This is a genomic window from uncultured Nocardioides sp., assembly GCF_902805925.1.
Taxonomy (GTDB): domain Bacteria; phylum Actinomycetota; class Actinomycetes; order Propionibacteriales; family Nocardioidaceae; genus Nocardioides.
Window position 1 is genome coordinate 1 of the sequence record NZ_CADCUP010000215.1, and the last position, 15,702, is coordinate 15,702.

Consider the following 15,702-nt stretch of genomic DNA (forward strand, 5'->3'; position numbering starts at 1 on the left):
CTCGGCGGGCGCCCGCTCAGCGGCCCGCACGGCGCGGCGCCTGGGCGCCCGCGGGTGCCTGGCGCTGTCGTTCCCGCTCCACCCGCCGGGCCGCCCGGAGCGGTCCCGCCTCCACGAGCTCACCGGCGCCGGCGTGCCCACCCTCGTGGTGCAGGGGGAGCGCGACACCTTCGGCGCTCCTGAGGAGTTCCCCGCCCACGTCGACCTGTGCGTCGTGCCCGGCGCCGACCACGGCCTCAGGGTCCTCAAGCGCGGTGACGTCACGCAGGAGGAGGCGCACGGCATCGTGGTGCAGTCCGCGCTGGAGTGGATCGTGCGCGAGGTAGCGGGCAGCGGTGGCGGGAATCACCCGGGGCACTGAGGTGTTCTGCCCACGTGCCCGCCCTGATGTCACGACCGAACCCGGTCGACCGCCCCCTCGATGATGCCTCGCGCGTAGTCTGGGACGCGATGACCGAATCCCTGACGAGCGACGTGACCCCTCCCGAGGAGGTCGACGTCGCCACCGAGACCGAGGCCGAGCGCTCCGCGCGATTCGAGCGCGACGCCCTGCCCTTCCTGGACCAGCTGTACTCCGCGGCGATGCGGATGACGCGCAACCCCTCCGACGCCGAGGACCTGGTGCAGGAGACCTTCGCCAAGGCGTACGGCTCGTTCCACCAGTTCCGGCCGGGCACGAACCTCAAGGCGTGGCTGTACCGGATCCTGACGAACACCTTCATCAACACCTACCGCAAGAAGCAGCGCGAGCCGCAGCAGTCGATGGCCGAGGACGTCGAGGACTGGCAGCTCGCGCGGGCCGAGTCGCACACGTCCGGCGGACTGAAGTCCGCCGAGACCCAGGCGCTGGAGCGCCTGCCCGACTCGCAGGTGAAGGACGCGCTGCAGCGCCTGCCCGAGGAGTTCCGCCTGGCGGTCTACCTCGCCGACGTCGAAGGATTCCCCTACAAGGAGATCGCCGAGATCATGGACACCCCCATCGGCACCGTGATGTCGCGGCTGCACCGTGGCCGTCGCCAGCTCCGCGACATGCTCTCCGACCGCGTGCGTGAGGGCCGCCTCCTGCCCGTGGGCTCCGAGGGGGAGGAGTCATGAGCCACGACGAGGACTGCGCCGACTACCTCGAGCGCATCGTCTACTTCCTCGACAACGAGCTCGACGAGGCCGACTGCTCAGCCGTGCGCCACCACCTCGACGAGTGCGGTCCCTGCCTGGAGAAGTACGACCTCCAGCGCACGGTCAAGTCGGTCGTTGCCCGCTCGTGCACCGAGCAGGCCCCCGAGGGGCTCCTCAACCGGGTGCGGGTGCAGATCCGCGAGGTGCAGGTCCGCATCACCGAGCAGGGCTGATTGGCCCTCCGTCCCGGCATTTGAGAGACTGGCCCGGCATTCGATCCGATCGAGGAGACATCATGGGCAAGACCGGCCGCAAGCGCCGCGCTCGCAAGAAGAAGGGCGCGAACCACGGCAAGCGCCCCAACGCCTGAGCGCACACGTCCGACACGACCCGCCCGAGCCTCGGGCGGGTCGTTCGTGTCTGCGGTGCCGCGTGGTCACAGGTGCGACATGAAGCGCTCCTCGTCGTGGACGACCCGGGTGATCTCCCCGGTGCCCACCAGCTTCGCGTCACCGGTGTGGCGGGCCGAGACGGTGAAGCGGTGCAGCCGCCCGTCGACGTACGACACCGCCGCGGTCACCTCCACCTCGGCGCCCACCGGGCTGGCGGCGAGGTGCTCCAGCGACACGCGGGTGCCGACGCTCGTGGTGCCCTCGCCGAGCGTGGGCTCCAGGGCGGCGCAGGTCGTCGCCTCGCACCACGCCAGCAGACGTGGGGTGCCGAGCACCGGCAGTCTGCCGCTGCCCAGGGCCGACGCGGTGTCGTCGTCGGTGACGGTGAAGCGCAGCGTGGCGTCCACGGCTCAGCCCTCCCGGCCGTCGCGGACGAACGCGATCAGGTGCACGTCGTCGTCCGGGCTCCAGTCGCGGTCCGGGAGCCGGCGGAACCCCAGGCGGGCGTAGATCCGGTGCGCCGCCGTCATCTCCGCGAGGCTGGAGATGACCACGACCTCCTCACCGGCCGCGGCGCACAGCGCCAGCACGTGCCGGGTCAGCGCCTCGCCCACCCCTCGTCCCCGGGCCTGCGGAGCGACGGCGAGCATCCTGAACTCACCCTCGCCCGGGCGGGAGATCTCCCGCCAGGGCGATCCCGGTGGGCACAGCGTCACGCTGCCCAGGACCGTGCCGTCGTCGTCCTCGGCCACCCACAGCTGCGCCTGCGCCGCCCGGGTCGCGCTGTCGCGCAGCCGCGCGACGTAGGGGTCGTCGGGGCCGAGGGTGAACTGCGTGTACGCCGCCACGGTGATGTCGCCGACCGCCTCGAGGTCGGCGTCGGTGGCCAGCCGGATGCGCACCGCTAGACGCCGAAGGTGGCGCGGGGGTACGCCGCGCCGACGTCGGTGATCACGTTGACGAGGTACGGCACGTCCGCGGCGAATGCCCGGTCGAGCGCCGGGCCGATCTGCCGTGGGTCGGTGACCGTCTCGCCGGCGCCCCCCAGGGCCTTGACCACCCCGTCGTACGACGTGCGGGGGGCCAGGTCGGCGACGACGTCGTAGCCGTAGATCATCTGCATCGGGCCCTTCTCCAGCCCCCACGCCGAGTTGTTGCCCATCACCATGACGACGGGCAGGTCGTGGCGCACCAGGGTGTCGACGTCCATGAGCGAGAAGCCGGCGGCGCCGTCGCCCAGCAGGAGCGCGACCTGCGCCGAGGGCCGGGCCAGGCGGGCGGCGATCGCGGAGCCGAGGCCGGCTCCCAGGCAGCCGTACGGGCCCGGGTCGAGCCACCCGCCGGGACGCTTGGGCTCCACGAACTTGCCGGCGAAGCTGACGAAGTCGCCGCCGTCGCCGATGACGACGGCGTCGTCGGCCAGCCGCGGCACCAGCTCGCCGTAGATGCGCGCGGGGTGGATGGGGTCCGCCTCGGCAGCCAGCAGGGCGGAGTCGCGCTCGACGGCCGCCTTCACGCCCGCCTGGAGGTCGGCGACCCACCCGGACCAGTCGGGCCGGCGCACCACCTGGTCGAGCGCCTCGGTCAGGCCGTCCAAGATGCGCCTCAGGTCGCCCGCCGACGAGGCGGCGAGGTCGGCGTGACGGGAGAGCTGGTCGGGGGAGTCGGCGACGTGCACCACCTGGGCGACCGGGGCCCCGTCCTTGCCGCCGAAGACGCCGTAGCCGAGCCGGAAGTCGAGTGCGGCGCCGACCACGACGACGAGGTCGCTGGTGCCGAGCGCCTGGCTCCGGGCCTTGGTGACCAGCAGCGGGTGCCCGCCCGGCACCACCCCGCGGCCCATGCCGTTGGTGATGGCCGGGACGCCGGCGTGCTCCACGAGCCGCAGCGCGGCCTCCTCCGCGCCGTCGGCCCACACGTCCGTGCCCAGGACCAGCACCGGGCGGCTGGCCCCGGCCATCAGCTCGGCGATCTCGGCGACGACGTCGGTGTCGGGCGCCTCGCCGGGGGTCGTGCCGCCGAGGGGGGCCGGACCGCTGGCGGAGCCGAAGAACTCGTCCATGGGCACGTCGACGAAGACCGGCCCGCGGTGCGAGCTGCCCGCCAGGGTGAACGCCTCGTCCATGCCGCCGAGCACGTCACCGGCGGTGTGCAGCGTGCGGGCCATCTTGGCGACCGGCGCGATGAGGGGCGGGTGGTCGAGCTCCTGCAGGCTGCCGCTTCCCCAGCGGTTGGCCGGCGCCCGGCCGCCCACGACGACCATGGGGGAGCCGGCGAAGCGGGCCTGGGCGATGGCGCTCAGGCCGTTGGTGACGCCCGGGCCGGCGGTGAGGACGGCGAGACCGGGCCGCCGGGTGAGCTTGCCGGTCGCCTCGGCGGCGAAGGCGGCCGTCTGCTCGTGGCGCACGTCGAGCAGGCGCATCGGTGGGTCGGCCTTCACCGCGCCGTCGTACATCGGGAAGACGTGGGCGCCGGAGAGGGTGAACATCGTCTCGACGCCGTGGGCACGGGCCACGGCCACGGCGAGCTCGCCGCTGTGCCCGGAGAGCTGTCCGGTCTCGGTCTCGGCCTGGTCGGTCTGCTCGGGCGCCTCGGTCATGGACGCAGGCTACCGGCAGGTCACATGCGCGTCGCGCGGCCGTCAGCGGGGCTTCGCCAGCGTGGAGGAGTTGGTCGCGCGCAGCGCCTCCACGAGCACCAGCAGCAGGTCGGCACGCACCGGCGGCGGGTCGCCGGCCAGCTCCACCTGCAGGTAGAGCGCCCGCAGGAGCGCCTGCGGGTTGGCGGTGGCGAGGTAGGGGTCGACGTCGGCGGTGCTGCCGGCGGAGCCGGCCAGCCGGGCGATCCACGGCTCGATGACCCTCAGCGGCACGTCGTCGCGGCGCAGCACCTCCATGACGGCCATGGCCATCCGGTCGGGCTCGCCGGCGTGGAGCACCACGTCGGCGGAGATCACGCGGTCGGCGATGACGTCGAGGAGCACGATCAGCTCCGGGGTGCCGACGTGCGGTGACCGCGCCAGCACGCCGATCGCGTCGGCGCCGTGGGCCACCGCGTGCGCCCGGCCGCGGCCGGGGACGTAGCCCCGCAGGTCGCGCTCGCGGAGGTACCACGTCACGATGCGGTCGGCCCACTCCAGCACCTTGGCCGGCGGCGCGAGCCGGGCGGCGTTGTCGCGCCCGATCACCTCGCCCAGCAGCAGCGCGGAGCACGAGCGCCGGAAGACGGTGTCGGTGTCGCGCTCGCCCAGCCCGACACCGAGACCGGTGGCCATGCCGTCGCCCAGCCCGCTGATCAGGTCGTCGTACACCCCACGCTCGATCCAGGTGGCCATGGCCGGGCAGGCGATGCCGTCGCGGACCGCGGGATCGGGGGAGCCCAGCATGGTCGCGAGCTCGGCGGTGAGGTCGACGAGCGGCCGGTCGGTCGGCACGGCGAGCCCTCCGGCGAGCACGCGCTGCCAGTACGCCGTCGCCATCAGCCCATCCTGCCAGCCACCGCCGACCACGAGCCGGTGCCTCCAGCCCCCACTAGGTTGGTCCGGTGCCTTCAATCCAGGAGCTGGTGCGCCTCCACACCGACCTCGACGACACCGACCTGGCGTGGTTGCAGCTCATCATGGCGGACTGGCAGATCATCGCCGACCTGTCCTTCGCCGACCTCGTGCTGTGGCTGCCCGACAGGCGGGGGGCCGGCTTCTGGGCGGGCAGCCAGATGCGGCCCACGACCGGCCCCACCGCGCTGGTCGACGACGTGGTGGGCCAGTTCGTGCCGCGAGGTCGCCGCAGGATGCTCGACCAGGCGTGGGAGCACGGGAGGCTCGTGCGCGAGGGGGACCCCGAGTGGCGCGACGACGTGCCGGTGCGCGTCGAGACGATCCCGGTGCGCCGCGGCGACCGGGTGCTCGCGGTCATCGCGCGCAACACCAACCTGCTGGGCGTGCGGACGCCCAGCAGGCTCGAGCTGTCCTACCTGCAGACGGCCGCAGACCTGACGCAGATGATCGCGCACGGCTTCTTCCCGCCGAGCGGGGCGCAGCGCAGCGACCACGCCGACTCCCCGCGCGTGGGCGACGGCTTCCTGCGGGTCGACGCCGCCGGGCGGGTCACCTACGCCAGCCCCAACGCCCTGTCGGTCTACCGCCGGCTGGGTGTCAGTGGCGACCTCGACGGGGTCGCGCTGGCCGACCTGACCCGTGACCTCGTGCCGCCCCGGCGGCGACCCGACGAGGAGACGTTGAGCGCCGTGCTCGGTGGGCGGGCGCACCGCGACACCGAGATCGGCACCGACGAGGTGTCACTGATCGTGCGCTCGGTCCCACTGCGCCCGCGGGGCGACCACATCGGTGCTCTCGTGCTCCTGCGCGACGTCACCGACCTGCGACGCCGCGACCGGGAGCTCGTCACCAAGGACGCCACGATCCGGGAGATCCACCACCGGGTGAAGAACAACCTCCAGACGGTCGCCGCCCTGCTGCGGCTGCAGGCACGCCGCATCGACGAGCCGGCCGCCAAGGCGGCCCTCGACGAGGCCGTACGGCGCGTGGGCTCGATCGCGATCGTGCACGAGACGCTGAGCCAGGCGGTGAGCGAGCGGGTCGGCTTCGACGAGATCGCCGACCGACTCGGGCACATGGTCACCGACGTCGGATCCTCGGGCGAGCGGGTGCGCACCCGACGCGACGGCAGCTTCGGGGAGCTCTCGTCCGAGACGGCGACCGCTCTCTCGATGGTCCTGACCGAGGTGCTGCAGAACGCCGTGGAGCACGGCTACCGTCACGACGGCGTCCAGACGGGGGAGATCAGCATGACCGTGCGCCGCCTGGTGGGGCGGCTGCACGTCACGGTGGACGACGACGGGGAGGGGCTTCCCGACGGCTTCGACCTCGAGACCTCGACCCACCTCGGCCTCTCGATCGTGCGGACCCTGGTGGAGTCGGAGCTCGGCGGTCAGCTGGAGCTCGGGCCGGTGCCGCACGCGCGGGGCACCAGGGTCGGCATCGACGTCCCCGTCGACTGACCAGGTGGCCGGGGCGGCGGGGCAGGGCTCAGGCGGTGCGGACCCGGGCCCGGGCGTTGCGGCGCTTGAGCGCGCGGCGCTCGTCCTCGCTGAGGCCGCCCCACACGCCGTGGTCCTGGCCAGCCTCGAGCGCCCAGGCGAGGCACTGTTCGCGCACCTCGCACCGTCGGCACACCTGCTTGGCCTCCTCGATCTGGAGGATGGCCGGACCGGTGTTGCCGATCGGGAAGAACAGCTCCGGGTCCTCGTCGAGGCAGGCAGAGCGGTGGCGCCAATCCATGGCTGGGGGTTCCCACTTTCGAATGGAGTATGAGGATTCAGGGCACGCGAATACGGACGCTTTTCGCGAGCGCGTCGTCCAGACTCCCAAGAGAAGAGGCCTGACACAACCCCTCTGCGTGGTCGCCTCCGTCACAACTACCCTGGCGCAGTGATGTCCACAGCGCCGTCCGGGCCCGGCCTGGACCGACCGGTCCCCCTCACCGTGGCCGCGTCGGTGGCGGCGATCGAGGGCGTGCTGCTGGTGCTGCTGGGGGTCCTGGAGGTGCTCGCGATCTCCTCCTCGCGCCTCACCCTGGGCGTGACCACCGCGGTCTTCTTCGTCGCCTACGGCGCCGCGCTGCTGCTGTGCGCGTGGGGTCTGTGGCGGCTGCGCCTGTGGGCACGCAGCCCGGTGGTGCTCGGCCAGCTCATCCAGCTCGGCCTGGCGTGGAACCTGCGGGGCGGGGAGACCACGCCGGTGGCGGTGGCGCTGGTCGTCGTGGCCTTCGTCGTGCTGGTGGGCCTGTTGCACCCGGCCAGCACCGAGGCGCTGCTCGAGGGCGACTGACCGACGACCTCAGTCGGCCTCCAGCGAGGTGCGCAGCTGGTCGAGGGTGCGGGTGAGCAGCCGCGAGACGTGCATCTGGGAGACACCGATCTCCGCGGCGATCTGCGACTGCGTCATGTTCTTGAAGAAGCGCAGCAGCAGGATCCTCTTCTCGCGCGGGTCCAGGCCGTCGAGCAGCGGCTTGAGCGACTCCCGGATCTCGACGTGCTCGAGGTTCTCGTCGTCGATGCCGAGGGTGGCGAGCATGCTGGGCGGGCCGTCGTCGGAGTCGTCGCCGGCGTCCAGCGAGAGCGTCGAGTAGGCGTTGGCCGACTCCAGGCCCTCGATGATCTGCTCGACCGAGCACCCGATGGCCTCGGCGAGCTCGCGGGGGAGCGGGGAGCGCCCGAGCCGCTGGGTGAGCTCACCGGTCGTGGCGCCGATCTGCATCCGCAGCTCCTGCAACCGGCGCGGCACGCGGATCGCCCAGCCCTTGTCGCGGAAGTAGCGCTTGATCTCGCCGATGATCGTGGGCGTGGCGTACGTCGAGAACTCCACGCCGCGGTCGGTCTCGAAACGGTCCACGGCCTTGATGAGCCCGATGGTCCCCACCTGGACGAGGTCCTCGAACGGCTCGCCGCGGTTGCGGAAGCGCCGCGCACAGTGCTCGACCAGCGGCAGGTGCAGGTGCACGAGGTCCTCGCGCGCGGTGCTGCGGGCGGCGTCCGAGGAGCACGGGTCGCGGAGGATGAGGAAGAACGCGGAGCTGAGGGTCCTGGTGAGCTCGATGCGCGTCGGCATCTCCTCCTCCAGCTCGTCCAGCGCGTCCCCCGATAGGTCCTGGGTCATCTCACGGGCCGGTCCCGGCCAGGCTCGACTCCACCGTCAGGCGCACGCGGAGCCGACCTCCGTCGGTGCGGACCTCGGCTTGCGCCAGGGTGCTGAGGACCTGCCACGTGAAGCTGTCGAGGTCCGGCTCGGGTGGGGCGGCGGACCGGACGGAGACCTCGATGGTCATCCGCTGCGGCGCCAGGTAGTAGTGACACGTCAGGTCGGAGTCCGGGTCGGCGTCCGGCAGGACCATGGAGCTGGCCTCGTCGATGGCGATCCGGAGGTCCTCGATGTCGTCGATCGTGAAGTCCAGCCGAGCGGCCAGGCCCGCGGTGGTGGTGCGCAGGACCGACGCGTAGGCGCCGCTCGCCGGCAGCCGGAGCTCGACGTCCGCCCTCGGGCCGCGCCGGGAGAGGTCACTCATGGTTCGCACCGTCCTCGCATCGACTCTGCGCTGGAAACACTAACCGGGGCCGGGGGTCCACGCAGGTGGATCCCCAGCCCCGGTCGGCGAGACGGAACAGGCGAGGCCTCAGGCCTTCTTGGTCTCCCAGAAGATCTCGGCGATCTGGTCGATCTTGGCGAGCAGCTGGTCGGCCACGTCGGCGTCGAGCACGGCCTTCGTGCCGCCGCCGCCGCCCGCGAGCTTGGTGGCCTCGTTGAAGAGGGTGTGCAGCTGCGGGTACTTCTCGAAGTGCGGCGGCTTGAAGTAGTCGGTCCACAGCACCCACAGGTGGTGCTTCACGAGCTCGGAACGCTGCTCCTTGATGAGGATCGCGCGGGTGCGGAAGTCGGGGTCGTCGTTGTCGGCGACCTTGGCGATGATCGCCTTGACCGACTCGGCCTCGATGCGGGCCTGGGCCGGGTCGTAGACCCCGCACGGCAGGTCGCAGTGGGCCGACACGTCGACGGTGGGGGCGATGAAGCGGGAGAACATCGGGTTCCTCTCGATCGATGGCCTGGATGTTCCTGCGACACTACTCGGCGTGGGGGACGCCAGGCATCCGGGTCGTGCCCGTGTGGGACTGGCCCGGGTCACCGGCGTGTCGATGTGCCCCACCCTGGCACCGGGCGACCGGCTCCTGGTGCGGTACGCCGCCCCCGTGCGGCCCGGCGACCTCGTCCTGGCGCGCTTCCCCGACGGCGTCCTCGCGGTCAAGCGCGCCGCCGAGCCGCGGCTGCTGCCCGACGGCGGCGAGGGGTGGTGGCTGCTCAGCGACGACCCGCACGCGGGCGTCGACAGCAGGCACCGCGGGCCGGTGGCTGCCAGCGCTGTCGCCGGCGTCGTGCTGGCCCGTGTGTGGCCCCGGCCCCGGTGGTTCGGCCACCGGGCGTGATGCCCCCGTGGCCACGACGCGGGCGTAGCGGTGGGCCGACCTGGTGGGCGACGAGCTGCTGGCCGCGGACCTGGTCGTCCCCTCGCCGTTCGACCCCCGCGTGAGCCCGGCCGTCTCCACCGCCGTGGCGGCCGCGGCCCGGGCGGACGGCGTCGCCCGGCGCTGAGGCGGGCCGCTACCGTGGCGGCCATGCTGGCTGTCTACGCCGAGTCCTTCTCACCCGACGACCCGCTGTCCGGCCTGGTGGTGGGCGAGCGCCCCGACCCCGAGGTGCCCGACGGCTGGACCACGATCGAGGTGCGGGCCGCCTCGCTGAACCACCACGACCTGTTCTCCCTGCGCGGCGTCGGCCTCACGGAGGAGCAGCTGCCGATGACCCTCGGCACCGACGCCGCCGGCATCGACGAGGACGGCCACGAGGTGGTGGTGCACGGGGTCATCAGCGATCCGTCCTGGCGCGGCGACGAGACGCTGGACCCCCGCCGGTCGCTGCTGAGCGAGCGACACCAGGGATCGATGGCCGCGAAGGTCGCGGTGCCGCGGGCCAACCTGGTGCCGAAGCCGGCGTCGCTGTCGTTCGCCGAGGCGGCCTGCCTGCCGACGGCCTGGCTCACGGCGTACCGGATGCTCTTCACCCGCGGGGACCTGAAGGCCGGCGACACGGTGCTGGTGCAGGGCGCCGGCGGCGGGGTGTCGACGGCGCTGATCACGCTGGCGCGGGCGGCCGGGCTGCGGGTGCTGGCGACCAGCCGCGACGAGGCCAAGCGCACGCGAGCCCTCGAGATCGGGGCGCACGAGGTGTTCGAGTCGGGGGCCCGCCTGCCGGTGAAGGTCGACGCGGTGATGGAGACCGTGGGCCGGGCCACCTGGTCGCACTCGGTCCGCGCCCTGCGACCGGGCGGTCGCATCGTCGTCTCCGGGACGACGTCGGGGCCCAGGCTGGACGACGCCGAGCTCACGCGGATCTTCTTCCTGCAGCTCAGCGTCATCGGCTCCACGATGGGCACCCGCCACGAGCTCGCCTCGCTCGTCGCGATGCTCGACGCCACCGGCGCCCGTCCGCTGGTCGACCGCGAGCTCCCGATGGAGCAGGCGCGCGACGGCTTCGCGGCCATGGCCGCGGGCGACATCTTCGGCAAGGTCGTCCTCACGCGATGACCCGCGCCCACCTCCTCACCGGGGCCGGCTCCGGGATCGGCGCCGCCGTCGCGGACCGGCTCCACGGACGAGGTGACGCCCTCTGGCTGCTCGCCCGCGACCAGCACCGGGCCGATGACCTGGCACGTCGCCATCCCGGGGCGACCCTGCTCGTGGCCGACCTCGCCGACCTGGACGCCGTCGCGCGGCTCACCGGGCTCCCCGACCGGCTCGACTCCGTGCTCCACGTCGCCGGTGTCGTCGACCTCGCCGCGGTCGCCGACCAGTCACCGGCGGCGCTGCGGCAGCAGGTCGACGTCAACCTCCTCGCCCCCGCGGTCCTCAGCCGCGCCGCGCTGCCCGCCGTACGCCGTGCGCGGGGCACGTTCGTCTTCGTCGGCTCGACCGCGGGGCTCTCGGCCAGCCCGCGGTGGTCGGCGTACGCCGCCGCCAAGGCCGGCCTGCGGGCGTTCGCCGACTCGCTGCGCGGCGAGGAGGCCGAGCACGGGGTGCGGGTGACCACCGTGTTCCCCGGTCGCACCGCGACGCCCATGCAGGAGAAGGTGCACGAGCAGGAGGGCCGGGAGTACGACGCCGCCGCGTGGATCCGGCCGGGCACCGTGGCCGACACGGTCCTGCACGTGCTCGACCTGCCTGAGGACGCGACGATCCCCGAGGTCACCCTGCGACCCGCTGCGGCGCGACGGGGCCGCTAGCCCGCCGGCTCCAGCACGAGCACGAGCGCGGTGCGTCCGGTGATGCGCGCCTGGTGGGTCAGGTAGCCGCCGTCGACGCCGTCGGCGTCGGCCATGACGGCCACCCGCTCGCGCTCGTTGTCCGGTCGGGCCGCTACCTCGACCACGCGGCCGCGGAAAGTCACCGACGCCCGGGGGTCCGCCTCCACGAGGCGCTGGAGGGCGGTGGGCCTGCGGTGGGCGTAGGACAGCTCGTCGGCGAGACCCGTCGGCGCCCGGCAGCAGCGAGCTCCCGTGCCCGACCCGGGCTCGGCGCAGGCGCTGCATGCTTCATCGTTCGGGGGGGTACCGCGTCCCATGCTTCGTGTTGCGATCCTCGACGACTACCCCGTCGTCGTGTGCGGTCTGCGGACCCTCCTCGAGCCCTATTCCGACAGGGTGGCGGTGGTGGCGCTGCGCGAGGGCGACGCGGTCAACCCCGACATCGACGTCGTGCTCTACGACGCCCGCCAGGCGACGTCCCCGGCGCCCGTTCGGCGGGTCGTGGCCGGCTCGCGGGCCCCCGTGGTGCTCTACACGTGGAGCTTCTCGCCCCGCCTGGTCAACGAGAGCATCTCCGCCGGTGCGGCGGGCTGCATCTCCAAGTCCCTGGACGCCGTCGACCTCGTCACCGCCCTGGAGAAGGTCGCCGGTGGCTCGGTCGTGATGATTCCCGACCCGTGCGCCGACGCGGCCGGGCGCCCCACCCACGAGCACTCGCTCAGTGCGCGGGAGCTGGAGGTCATCCAGCTGGTGGCCGACGGGCTCAGCAACCAGGAGATCGCCCAGCGCAGCTACGTCTCGGTCAACACCGTCCGCACCTACATCCGCTCCGCCTACCGCAAGATGGGCGTCGAGCGACGCACCCAGGCCGTCCGCTGGGTCGCCCAGCACGGTCTCGACTCCCGTTGAGGGACGGGCTCATCCGCCCGCGGGGGTTCAGCAGCGAGCCCTCGCGGGTCTAACCATGTGACAATGCTTCCTCTCGGACAACATGGTCTGGAAGGAACGCGAGCACACGATGGCCACGGCCGAACAAGGTCCCGAGCACGACTTCCCGGAGCTGCTGGGCTCCCTGCACTCACTCACCCTGGGCACCGAGGAGGTCCAGACGTTCCTCCATGAGGTGACGCTGCTGGCGGGTCGGCTCGTGAAGCCACCCGCCTCCTGCGGCATCACCACGCACTACGACGGCTGGCCGATGACCGCTGCCACCAGCGACGAGCGCGCCTCGCTCATCGACGAGGAGCAGTACGGCGCCGGCGACGGGCCCTGCCTCACCGCGATGCGCACCGGTGAGATGGTGCAGGTCCCCGACCTCGAGACCGAGGACCGCTGGCCCACCTTCGTGGAGGCCGCGCGCAGGCACGGCGTGCGCTGCATCCTGGCGATGCCGCTGGTCATCCGCGGCGAGCGTCGTGGCGCCCTCAACATCTACGGCTTCGAGCGTGCCGACGACTTCAACGACACCGAGATCGAGCGGGCCCGGGTGTTCGCGGCGCAGGCCGCGACGGCCCTGGCCCTCACGCTGCGCCACATCGAGCAGGGCCAGCACGCCACCCAGCTCGAGGACGCGCTGCGCTCCCGGTCGGTCATCGACCAGGCCATCGGCATCCTGATGGCCCAGCAGCAGTGCGACCCCGAGGCGGCGTTCGGGCTGTTGCGCAAGCACTCGCAGAACCACAACAAGCGCCTGCGCGACGTGGCTCGCGAGATGATCGAGCGGCACACCGGTCAGCCCCTGCGGCAGGCCCCACCGTTCCGTCGGGCCGGCGCCGGGGGCTGAGCCGGTCAGTCGCCGACGGGGCCCCGGTCGCCGTGGCGCAGCACCTGCTCGAGCACGCGAGCAAGGGTGGCGTCGGTGCCGAGGTCGCCCGTCACGATGGAGTCCACGAGCAGCTGCGCGAGATCGCGCACCTTGATGTTGGCGTGCTGGGACCACCGGACCAGGAGCCCGAAGGCGCTGTCGGCGTCGAGGTGGTAGCGCAGCATCAGCGCCCCCTTGGCCTGGTCGATCACCGGCTGGGTGGAGAGGGCGTCGCGCAGGTCCTGGTTCTCCCGCCGCAGGACGGCAGGCGCCAGGCGCTCGGCGTCCCGGGCGTCGTCGGCGCGCACGTCGCCGGGACCGCTCCACTCGGAGAGACGGCCGCGAGAGGTCAGGACCGGGTGCGGTCCCGGTCCGGGCCCGGCGTCGTCGGGGTCAGTCATCTGGCAGTGAATTCCTAGGTGCAGAATCCGGGCTGCGGCCACTGTCGCCGCTGGCTGACGTCTCAACCAGACCTGGACGATACAGCAGCCGCAAGGCCCCGGCCGACACCAACCCCTGGGCTTGACGTGTCCCCAATCCGGGTTATGGTCTAGACATTCCGTGTCAGGCAGCCGGCTAGGGATCCCCTCCGATGATCGGAGAACCACGTGGCTACTGTCATGTCCAATCTCGATACCAGCCGGGTCTCCCGGGCCGAGCGTTCCGAGCAGACCCGAGAGCTCTTCGACCAGCTGGCGTCCTCGACGGCGCAGCCCGTCCGCGACGACCTGGTCGACCAGATCGTCCGTCTCAACATCCGCGTCGCCAACGCCATCGCCGCCCGCTACCGGGGTCGGGGCGTCGACCAGGACGACCTCCAGCAGGCGGCGTGCCACGGCCTCGTCAAGGCGGTCCTGCACTTCGATGTCTCGATGGGCAAGGACTTCCTGACCTACGCCGTGCCCACCATCCGTGGCGAGGTGCAGCGCTACTTCCGCGACGTCAGCTGGACCGTCCGGCCCCCGCGCCGGATCCAGGAGCTCCAGTGGCGCGTCAACCAGAGCATCGACCGGCTCTCCGCCGAGCTGGGCCGTGAGCCCAGCGAGGGCGAGGTGGTCGCCGACCTGGGCATCGACTACGCCGAGTACGCCGAGGCCGTCACGGCCTTCGGCTGCTTCCAGCCCCCGTCGGTCGACCAGCCGGTCAGCGACCTCGGTGGGCTCACGGTCGGGGAGGCGCTCGCCGACTCCGAGGACTGGAAGGGTGCGGTCGAGGCACGCCTGGTCCTGGAGCCGCTGATGCGCGACCTCACCGAGCGGGAGCGGCGGATCCTCTACCTCCGCTTCGTCGAGGAGCGCACCCAGCAGCAGATCGGCGAGGAGTTCGGTGTCGCCCAGATGCAGGTCTCGCGCTGGCTGAGCAGCATCCTGCGGCGGCTGCGCCAGCAGCTGGTCACCACGGACGTGCCCGAAGCCGTCTGAGGTGACTCGCTTCGGCTACACGCTCATGACCGAGCAGTCCGGTCCCCGCGACCTCGTCCGCCATGCCGTGGCGGCCGAGCGCGCGGGGTTCGACTTCGAGGTCTCCAGCGACCACTACTCCCCGTGGCTCAGCGCGCAGGGGCACGCGCCGTACGCCTGGAGCGTGCTCGGTGCCGTGGCCCACGCCACGGAGCGGGTGGGGCTGGCCACGTACGTCACCTGCCCGACGCTGCGGTACCACCCGGCGGTCGTGGCCCAGAAGGCGGCCACCCTGGACCTGTTGTCCGAGGGCCGGTTCACCCTCGGCCTGGGCAGTGGCGAGAACCTCAACGAGCACGTCGTGGGCGCCGGCTGGCCTGCGATCGACGCCCGCCAGAGCATGCTGGAGGAGGGGGTCGGGATCATCCGTCGACTCCTCACCGGCGAGCTGGTCACCCACGACGGGGAGTGGTTCCGGGTCGACTCGGCTCGGCTGTGGGACGTGCCCGAGGAGCCCACGCCGATCGCCGTCGCGGTGTCCGGCGACCGGTCGATCACCCGCTTCGGTCCGCTTGCCGACCACCTCGTGGCCGTCGAGCCCGACCCCGACCTGATCTCCACGTGGAACGACACGGAGGGTGCGCCCACCATCGCGGCCGACGGGGCCCGGGCCATCGGTCAGATCCCGATCTGCTGGGATCCCGACGAGGAAACGGCAGTACGCCGCGCCCACGAGCAGTTCCGCTGGTTCGCCGGCGGCTGGAAGGTCAACGCCGACCTGCCGACGACCGCCGGGTTCGCCGGCGCCACCCAGTACGTGCGCCCCGAGGACGTCGCCGAGCAGATCCCGTGCGGCCCCGACCTCGATGCGATCGTCGAGAAGGTGCGCCCGTTCTGGGAGGCCGGCTTCACCGACGTGGCCCTCGTGCAGGTCGGGGGCCGGTCCTGCGACGCATTCCTCGAGACGGCGGCCGAGCCGCTGCTGGAGAGGCTCCGCGCGGCTGCCGGCTGACCCCTGACGAGCGGCGGCGACCGCCGGACGTTGGCGTCGGCAGCCCGAGGCAGCGTGGCCTGCGTAAGGCCTCACCGCGGCGGGCCGCCGACCATGAGTCGGTACCCGT

23 protein-coding genes are annotated in these 15,702 nt (G+C 72.6%); 13 read left to right on the forward strand and 10 right to left on the reverse strand.

All coding sequences use genetic code 11. The features are described 5' to 3' along the window. From QZX64_RS15640 to rsrA, 3 genes are all read left to right on the forward strand, one after another. Window positions 1-361, forward strand: a 361-nt coding sequence (locus tag QZX64_RS15640; RefSeq protein ID WP_366558562.1) for an alpha/beta family hydrolase, incomplete at its 5' end; no start/stop codon positions are given. Window positions 362-450: 89 nt separating this feature from the next. Beyond that, window positions 451-1,095 carry a sigma-70 family RNA polymerase sigma factor gene (locus QZX64_RS15645; RefSeq protein WP_295661590.1) on the forward strand — a complete coding sequence of 215 codons (645 nt, stop codon included), beginning with the start codon at window positions 451-453 and terminating at the stop codon, window positions 1,093-1,095. Further along, a complete protein-coding gene (gene rsrA, locus QZX64_RS15650; protein ID WP_295661592.1) occupies window positions 1,092-1,349 on the forward strand; it encodes a mycothiol system anti-sigma-R factor in 258 nt (85 codons plus the stop codon). The genes QZX64_RS15645 and rsrA overlap by 4 nt, the downstream gene beginning before the upstream one ends. Before the next feature lie 203 nt (window positions 1,350-1,552). Here rsrA and QZX64_RS15655 read toward each other — a convergent pair whose 3' ends face one another. The 4 genes from QZX64_RS15655 to QZX64_RS15670 are packed head-to-tail and all read right to left on the reverse strand — an operon-like array spanning window position 1,553 to window position 4,986. Continuing rightward, window positions 1,553-1,915, reverse strand: a complete 363-nt coding sequence (locus QZX64_RS15655; RefSeq protein WP_295661594.1) for a thioesterase family protein — start codon at window positions 1,913-1,915, stop codon at window positions 1,553-1,555. Window positions 1,916-1,918: 3 nt separating this feature from the next. Continuing rightward, window positions 1,919-2,410: a GNAT family N-acetyltransferase gene (locus QZX64_RS15660; RefSeq protein WP_295661597.1), complete on the reverse strand. Its 492-nt coding sequence runs from the start codon at window positions 2,408-2,410 to the stop codon at window positions 1,919-1,921. Between the two features lie 2 nt (window positions 2,411-2,412). Further along, window positions 2,413-4,107, reverse strand: coding sequence for an acetolactate synthase (locus QZX64_RS15665; RefSeq protein WP_295661599.1), 1,695 nt, complete (start codon window positions 4,105-4,107; stop codon window positions 2,413-2,415). A gap of 42 nt (window positions 4,108-4,149) precedes the next feature. Next, a complete protein-coding gene (locus QZX64_RS15670) occupies window positions 4,150-4,986 on the reverse strand; it encodes a DUF2785 domain-containing protein (RefSeq protein ID WP_295661601.1) in 837 nt (278 codons plus the stop codon). Between the two features lie 65 nt (window positions 4,987-5,051). Here QZX64_RS15670 and QZX64_RS15675 point away from each other — a divergent pair, with 65 nt between their 5' ends. Further along, complete coding sequence (locus QZX64_RS15675; protein WP_295661603.1) at window positions 5,052-6,527, forward strand: sensor histidine kinase; 1,476 nt, start codon at window positions 5,052-5,054, stop codon at window positions 6,525-6,527. A 28-nt stretch (window positions 6,528-6,555) separates the two neighbouring features. Here the strand turns inward: QZX64_RS15675 and QZX64_RS15680 are convergent, their stop codons facing one another. Then, window positions 6,556-6,807: a WhiB family transcriptional regulator gene (locus QZX64_RS15680; protein WP_011755173.1), complete on the reverse strand. Its 252-nt coding sequence runs from the start codon at window positions 6,805-6,807 to the stop codon at window positions 6,556-6,558. A 153-nt stretch (window positions 6,808-6,960) separates the two neighbouring features. Here QZX64_RS15680 and QZX64_RS15685 point away from each other — a divergent pair, with 153 nt between their 5' ends. After that, on the forward strand, window positions 6,961-7,356 hold the full coding sequence (locus QZX64_RS15685) for a hypothetical protein (RefSeq protein WP_295661608.1): 396 nt from the start codon (window positions 6,961-6,963) through the stop codon (window positions 7,354-7,356). Between the two features lie 9 nt (window positions 7,357-7,365). Here the strand turns inward: QZX64_RS15685 and QZX64_RS15690 are convergent, their stop codons facing one another. The 3 genes from QZX64_RS15690 to sodN all read right to left on the reverse strand — a co-directional run bounded on the left by QZX64_RS15690 (window position 7,366) and on the right by sodN (window position 9,103). Beyond that, complete coding sequence (locus QZX64_RS15690; RefSeq protein WP_295661610.1) at window positions 7,366-8,184, reverse strand: RNA polymerase sigma factor SigF; 819 nt, start codon at window positions 8,182-8,184, stop codon at window positions 7,366-7,368. 1 nt (window position 8,185) lies between these two features. Next, window positions 8,186-8,590, reverse strand: coding sequence for an anti-sigma factor (locus QZX64_RS15695; protein ID WP_295661612.1), 405 nt, complete (start codon window positions 8,588-8,590; stop codon window positions 8,186-8,188). 108 nt (window positions 8,591-8,698) lie between these two features. Next, the gene (gene sodN / locus QZX64_RS15700; protein WP_295661614.1) at window positions 8,699-9,103 is read right to left on the reverse strand and encodes a superoxide dismutase, Ni; all 405 of its coding nucleotides are present in this window, start codon (window positions 9,101-9,103) and stop codon (window positions 8,699-8,701) included. Between sodN and QZX64_RS15705 the strand changes: the two genes are divergently transcribed. Genes QZX64_RS15705 through QZX64_RS15720 form a run of 4 tightly spaced genes read left to right on the forward strand, consistent with a single transcriptional unit; the run spans window position 9,087 to window position 11,356 of the window. Beyond that, window positions 9,087-9,503 carry a S24/S26 family peptidase gene (locus tag QZX64_RS15705; RefSeq protein WP_295661617.1) on the forward strand — a complete coding sequence of 139 codons (417 nt, stop codon included), beginning with the start codon at window positions 9,087-9,089 and terminating at the stop codon, window positions 9,501-9,503. The genes sodN and QZX64_RS15705 overlap by 17 nt on opposite strands. A gap of 43 nt (window positions 9,504-9,546) precedes the next feature. After that, window positions 9,547-9,669: a hypothetical protein gene (locus QZX64_RS15710; RefSeq protein WP_295661621.1), complete on the forward strand. Its 123-nt coding sequence runs from the start codon at window positions 9,547-9,549 to the stop codon at window positions 9,667-9,669. A 23-nt stretch (window positions 9,670-9,692) separates the two neighbouring features. After that, window positions 9,693-10,661, forward strand: a complete 969-nt coding sequence (locus tag QZX64_RS15715; RefSeq protein WP_295661625.1) for a zinc-binding dehydrogenase — start codon at window positions 9,693-9,695, stop codon at window positions 10,659-10,661. Beyond that, a complete protein-coding gene (locus QZX64_RS15720) occupies window positions 10,658-11,356 on the forward strand; it encodes an SDR family oxidoreductase (protein ID WP_295661628.1) in 699 nt (232 codons plus the stop codon). Before QZX64_RS15715 ends, QZX64_RS15720 begins: the two co-directional genes overlap by 4 nt. On the opposite strand, the gene QZX64_RS15725 is transcribed toward QZX64_RS15720, so the two are convergent. Then, window positions 11,353-11,694, reverse strand: a complete 342-nt coding sequence (locus tag QZX64_RS15725) for a hypothetical protein (RefSeq protein ID WP_295661630.1) — start codon at window positions 11,692-11,694, stop codon at window positions 11,353-11,355. The genes QZX64_RS15720 and QZX64_RS15725 overlap by 4 nt on opposite strands. Between QZX64_RS15725 and QZX64_RS15730 the strand changes: the two genes are divergently transcribed. Together QZX64_RS15730 and QZX64_RS15735 are read left to right on the forward strand one after the other, a co-directional pair. Beyond that, on the forward strand, window positions 11,693-12,286 hold the full coding sequence (locus tag QZX64_RS15730) for a response regulator transcription factor (protein ID WP_295661634.1): 594 nt from the start codon (window positions 11,693-11,695) through the stop codon (window positions 12,284-12,286). The genes QZX64_RS15725 and QZX64_RS15730 overlap by 2 nt on opposite strands. A gap of 82 nt (window positions 12,287-12,368) precedes the next feature. Beyond that, window positions 12,369-13,160, forward strand: a complete 792-nt coding sequence (locus QZX64_RS15735; protein ID WP_295661637.1) for a GAF and ANTAR domain-containing protein — start codon at window positions 12,369-12,371, stop codon at window positions 13,158-13,160. Between the two features lie 5 nt (window positions 13,161-13,165). Here QZX64_RS15735 and QZX64_RS15740 read toward each other — a convergent pair whose 3' ends face one another. Next, entirely contained in the window at window positions 13,166-13,582 is a 417-nt protein-coding gene (locus QZX64_RS15740; RefSeq protein ID WP_295661640.1) for an ANTAR domain-containing response regulator, read from the reverse strand. 219 nt (window positions 13,583-13,801) lie between these two features. On the opposite strand from QZX64_RS15740, the gene QZX64_RS15745 reads away from it, so the two are divergent. Together QZX64_RS15745 and QZX64_RS15750 are read left to right on the forward strand one after the other, a co-directional pair. Next, window positions 13,802-14,602 carry a sigma-70 family RNA polymerase sigma factor gene (locus QZX64_RS15745; RefSeq protein WP_295661642.1) on the forward strand — a complete coding sequence of 267 codons (801 nt, stop codon included), beginning with the start codon at window positions 13,802-13,804 and terminating at the stop codon, window positions 14,600-14,602. A gap of 1 nt (window position 14,603) precedes the next feature. Next, the gene (locus QZX64_RS15750) at window positions 14,604-15,593 is read left to right on the forward strand and encodes an LLM class F420-dependent oxidoreductase (protein ID WP_295661645.1); all 990 of its coding nucleotides are present in this window, start codon (window positions 14,604-14,606) and stop codon (window positions 15,591-15,593) included. Window positions 15,594-15,702: the final 109 nt, after the last annotated feature.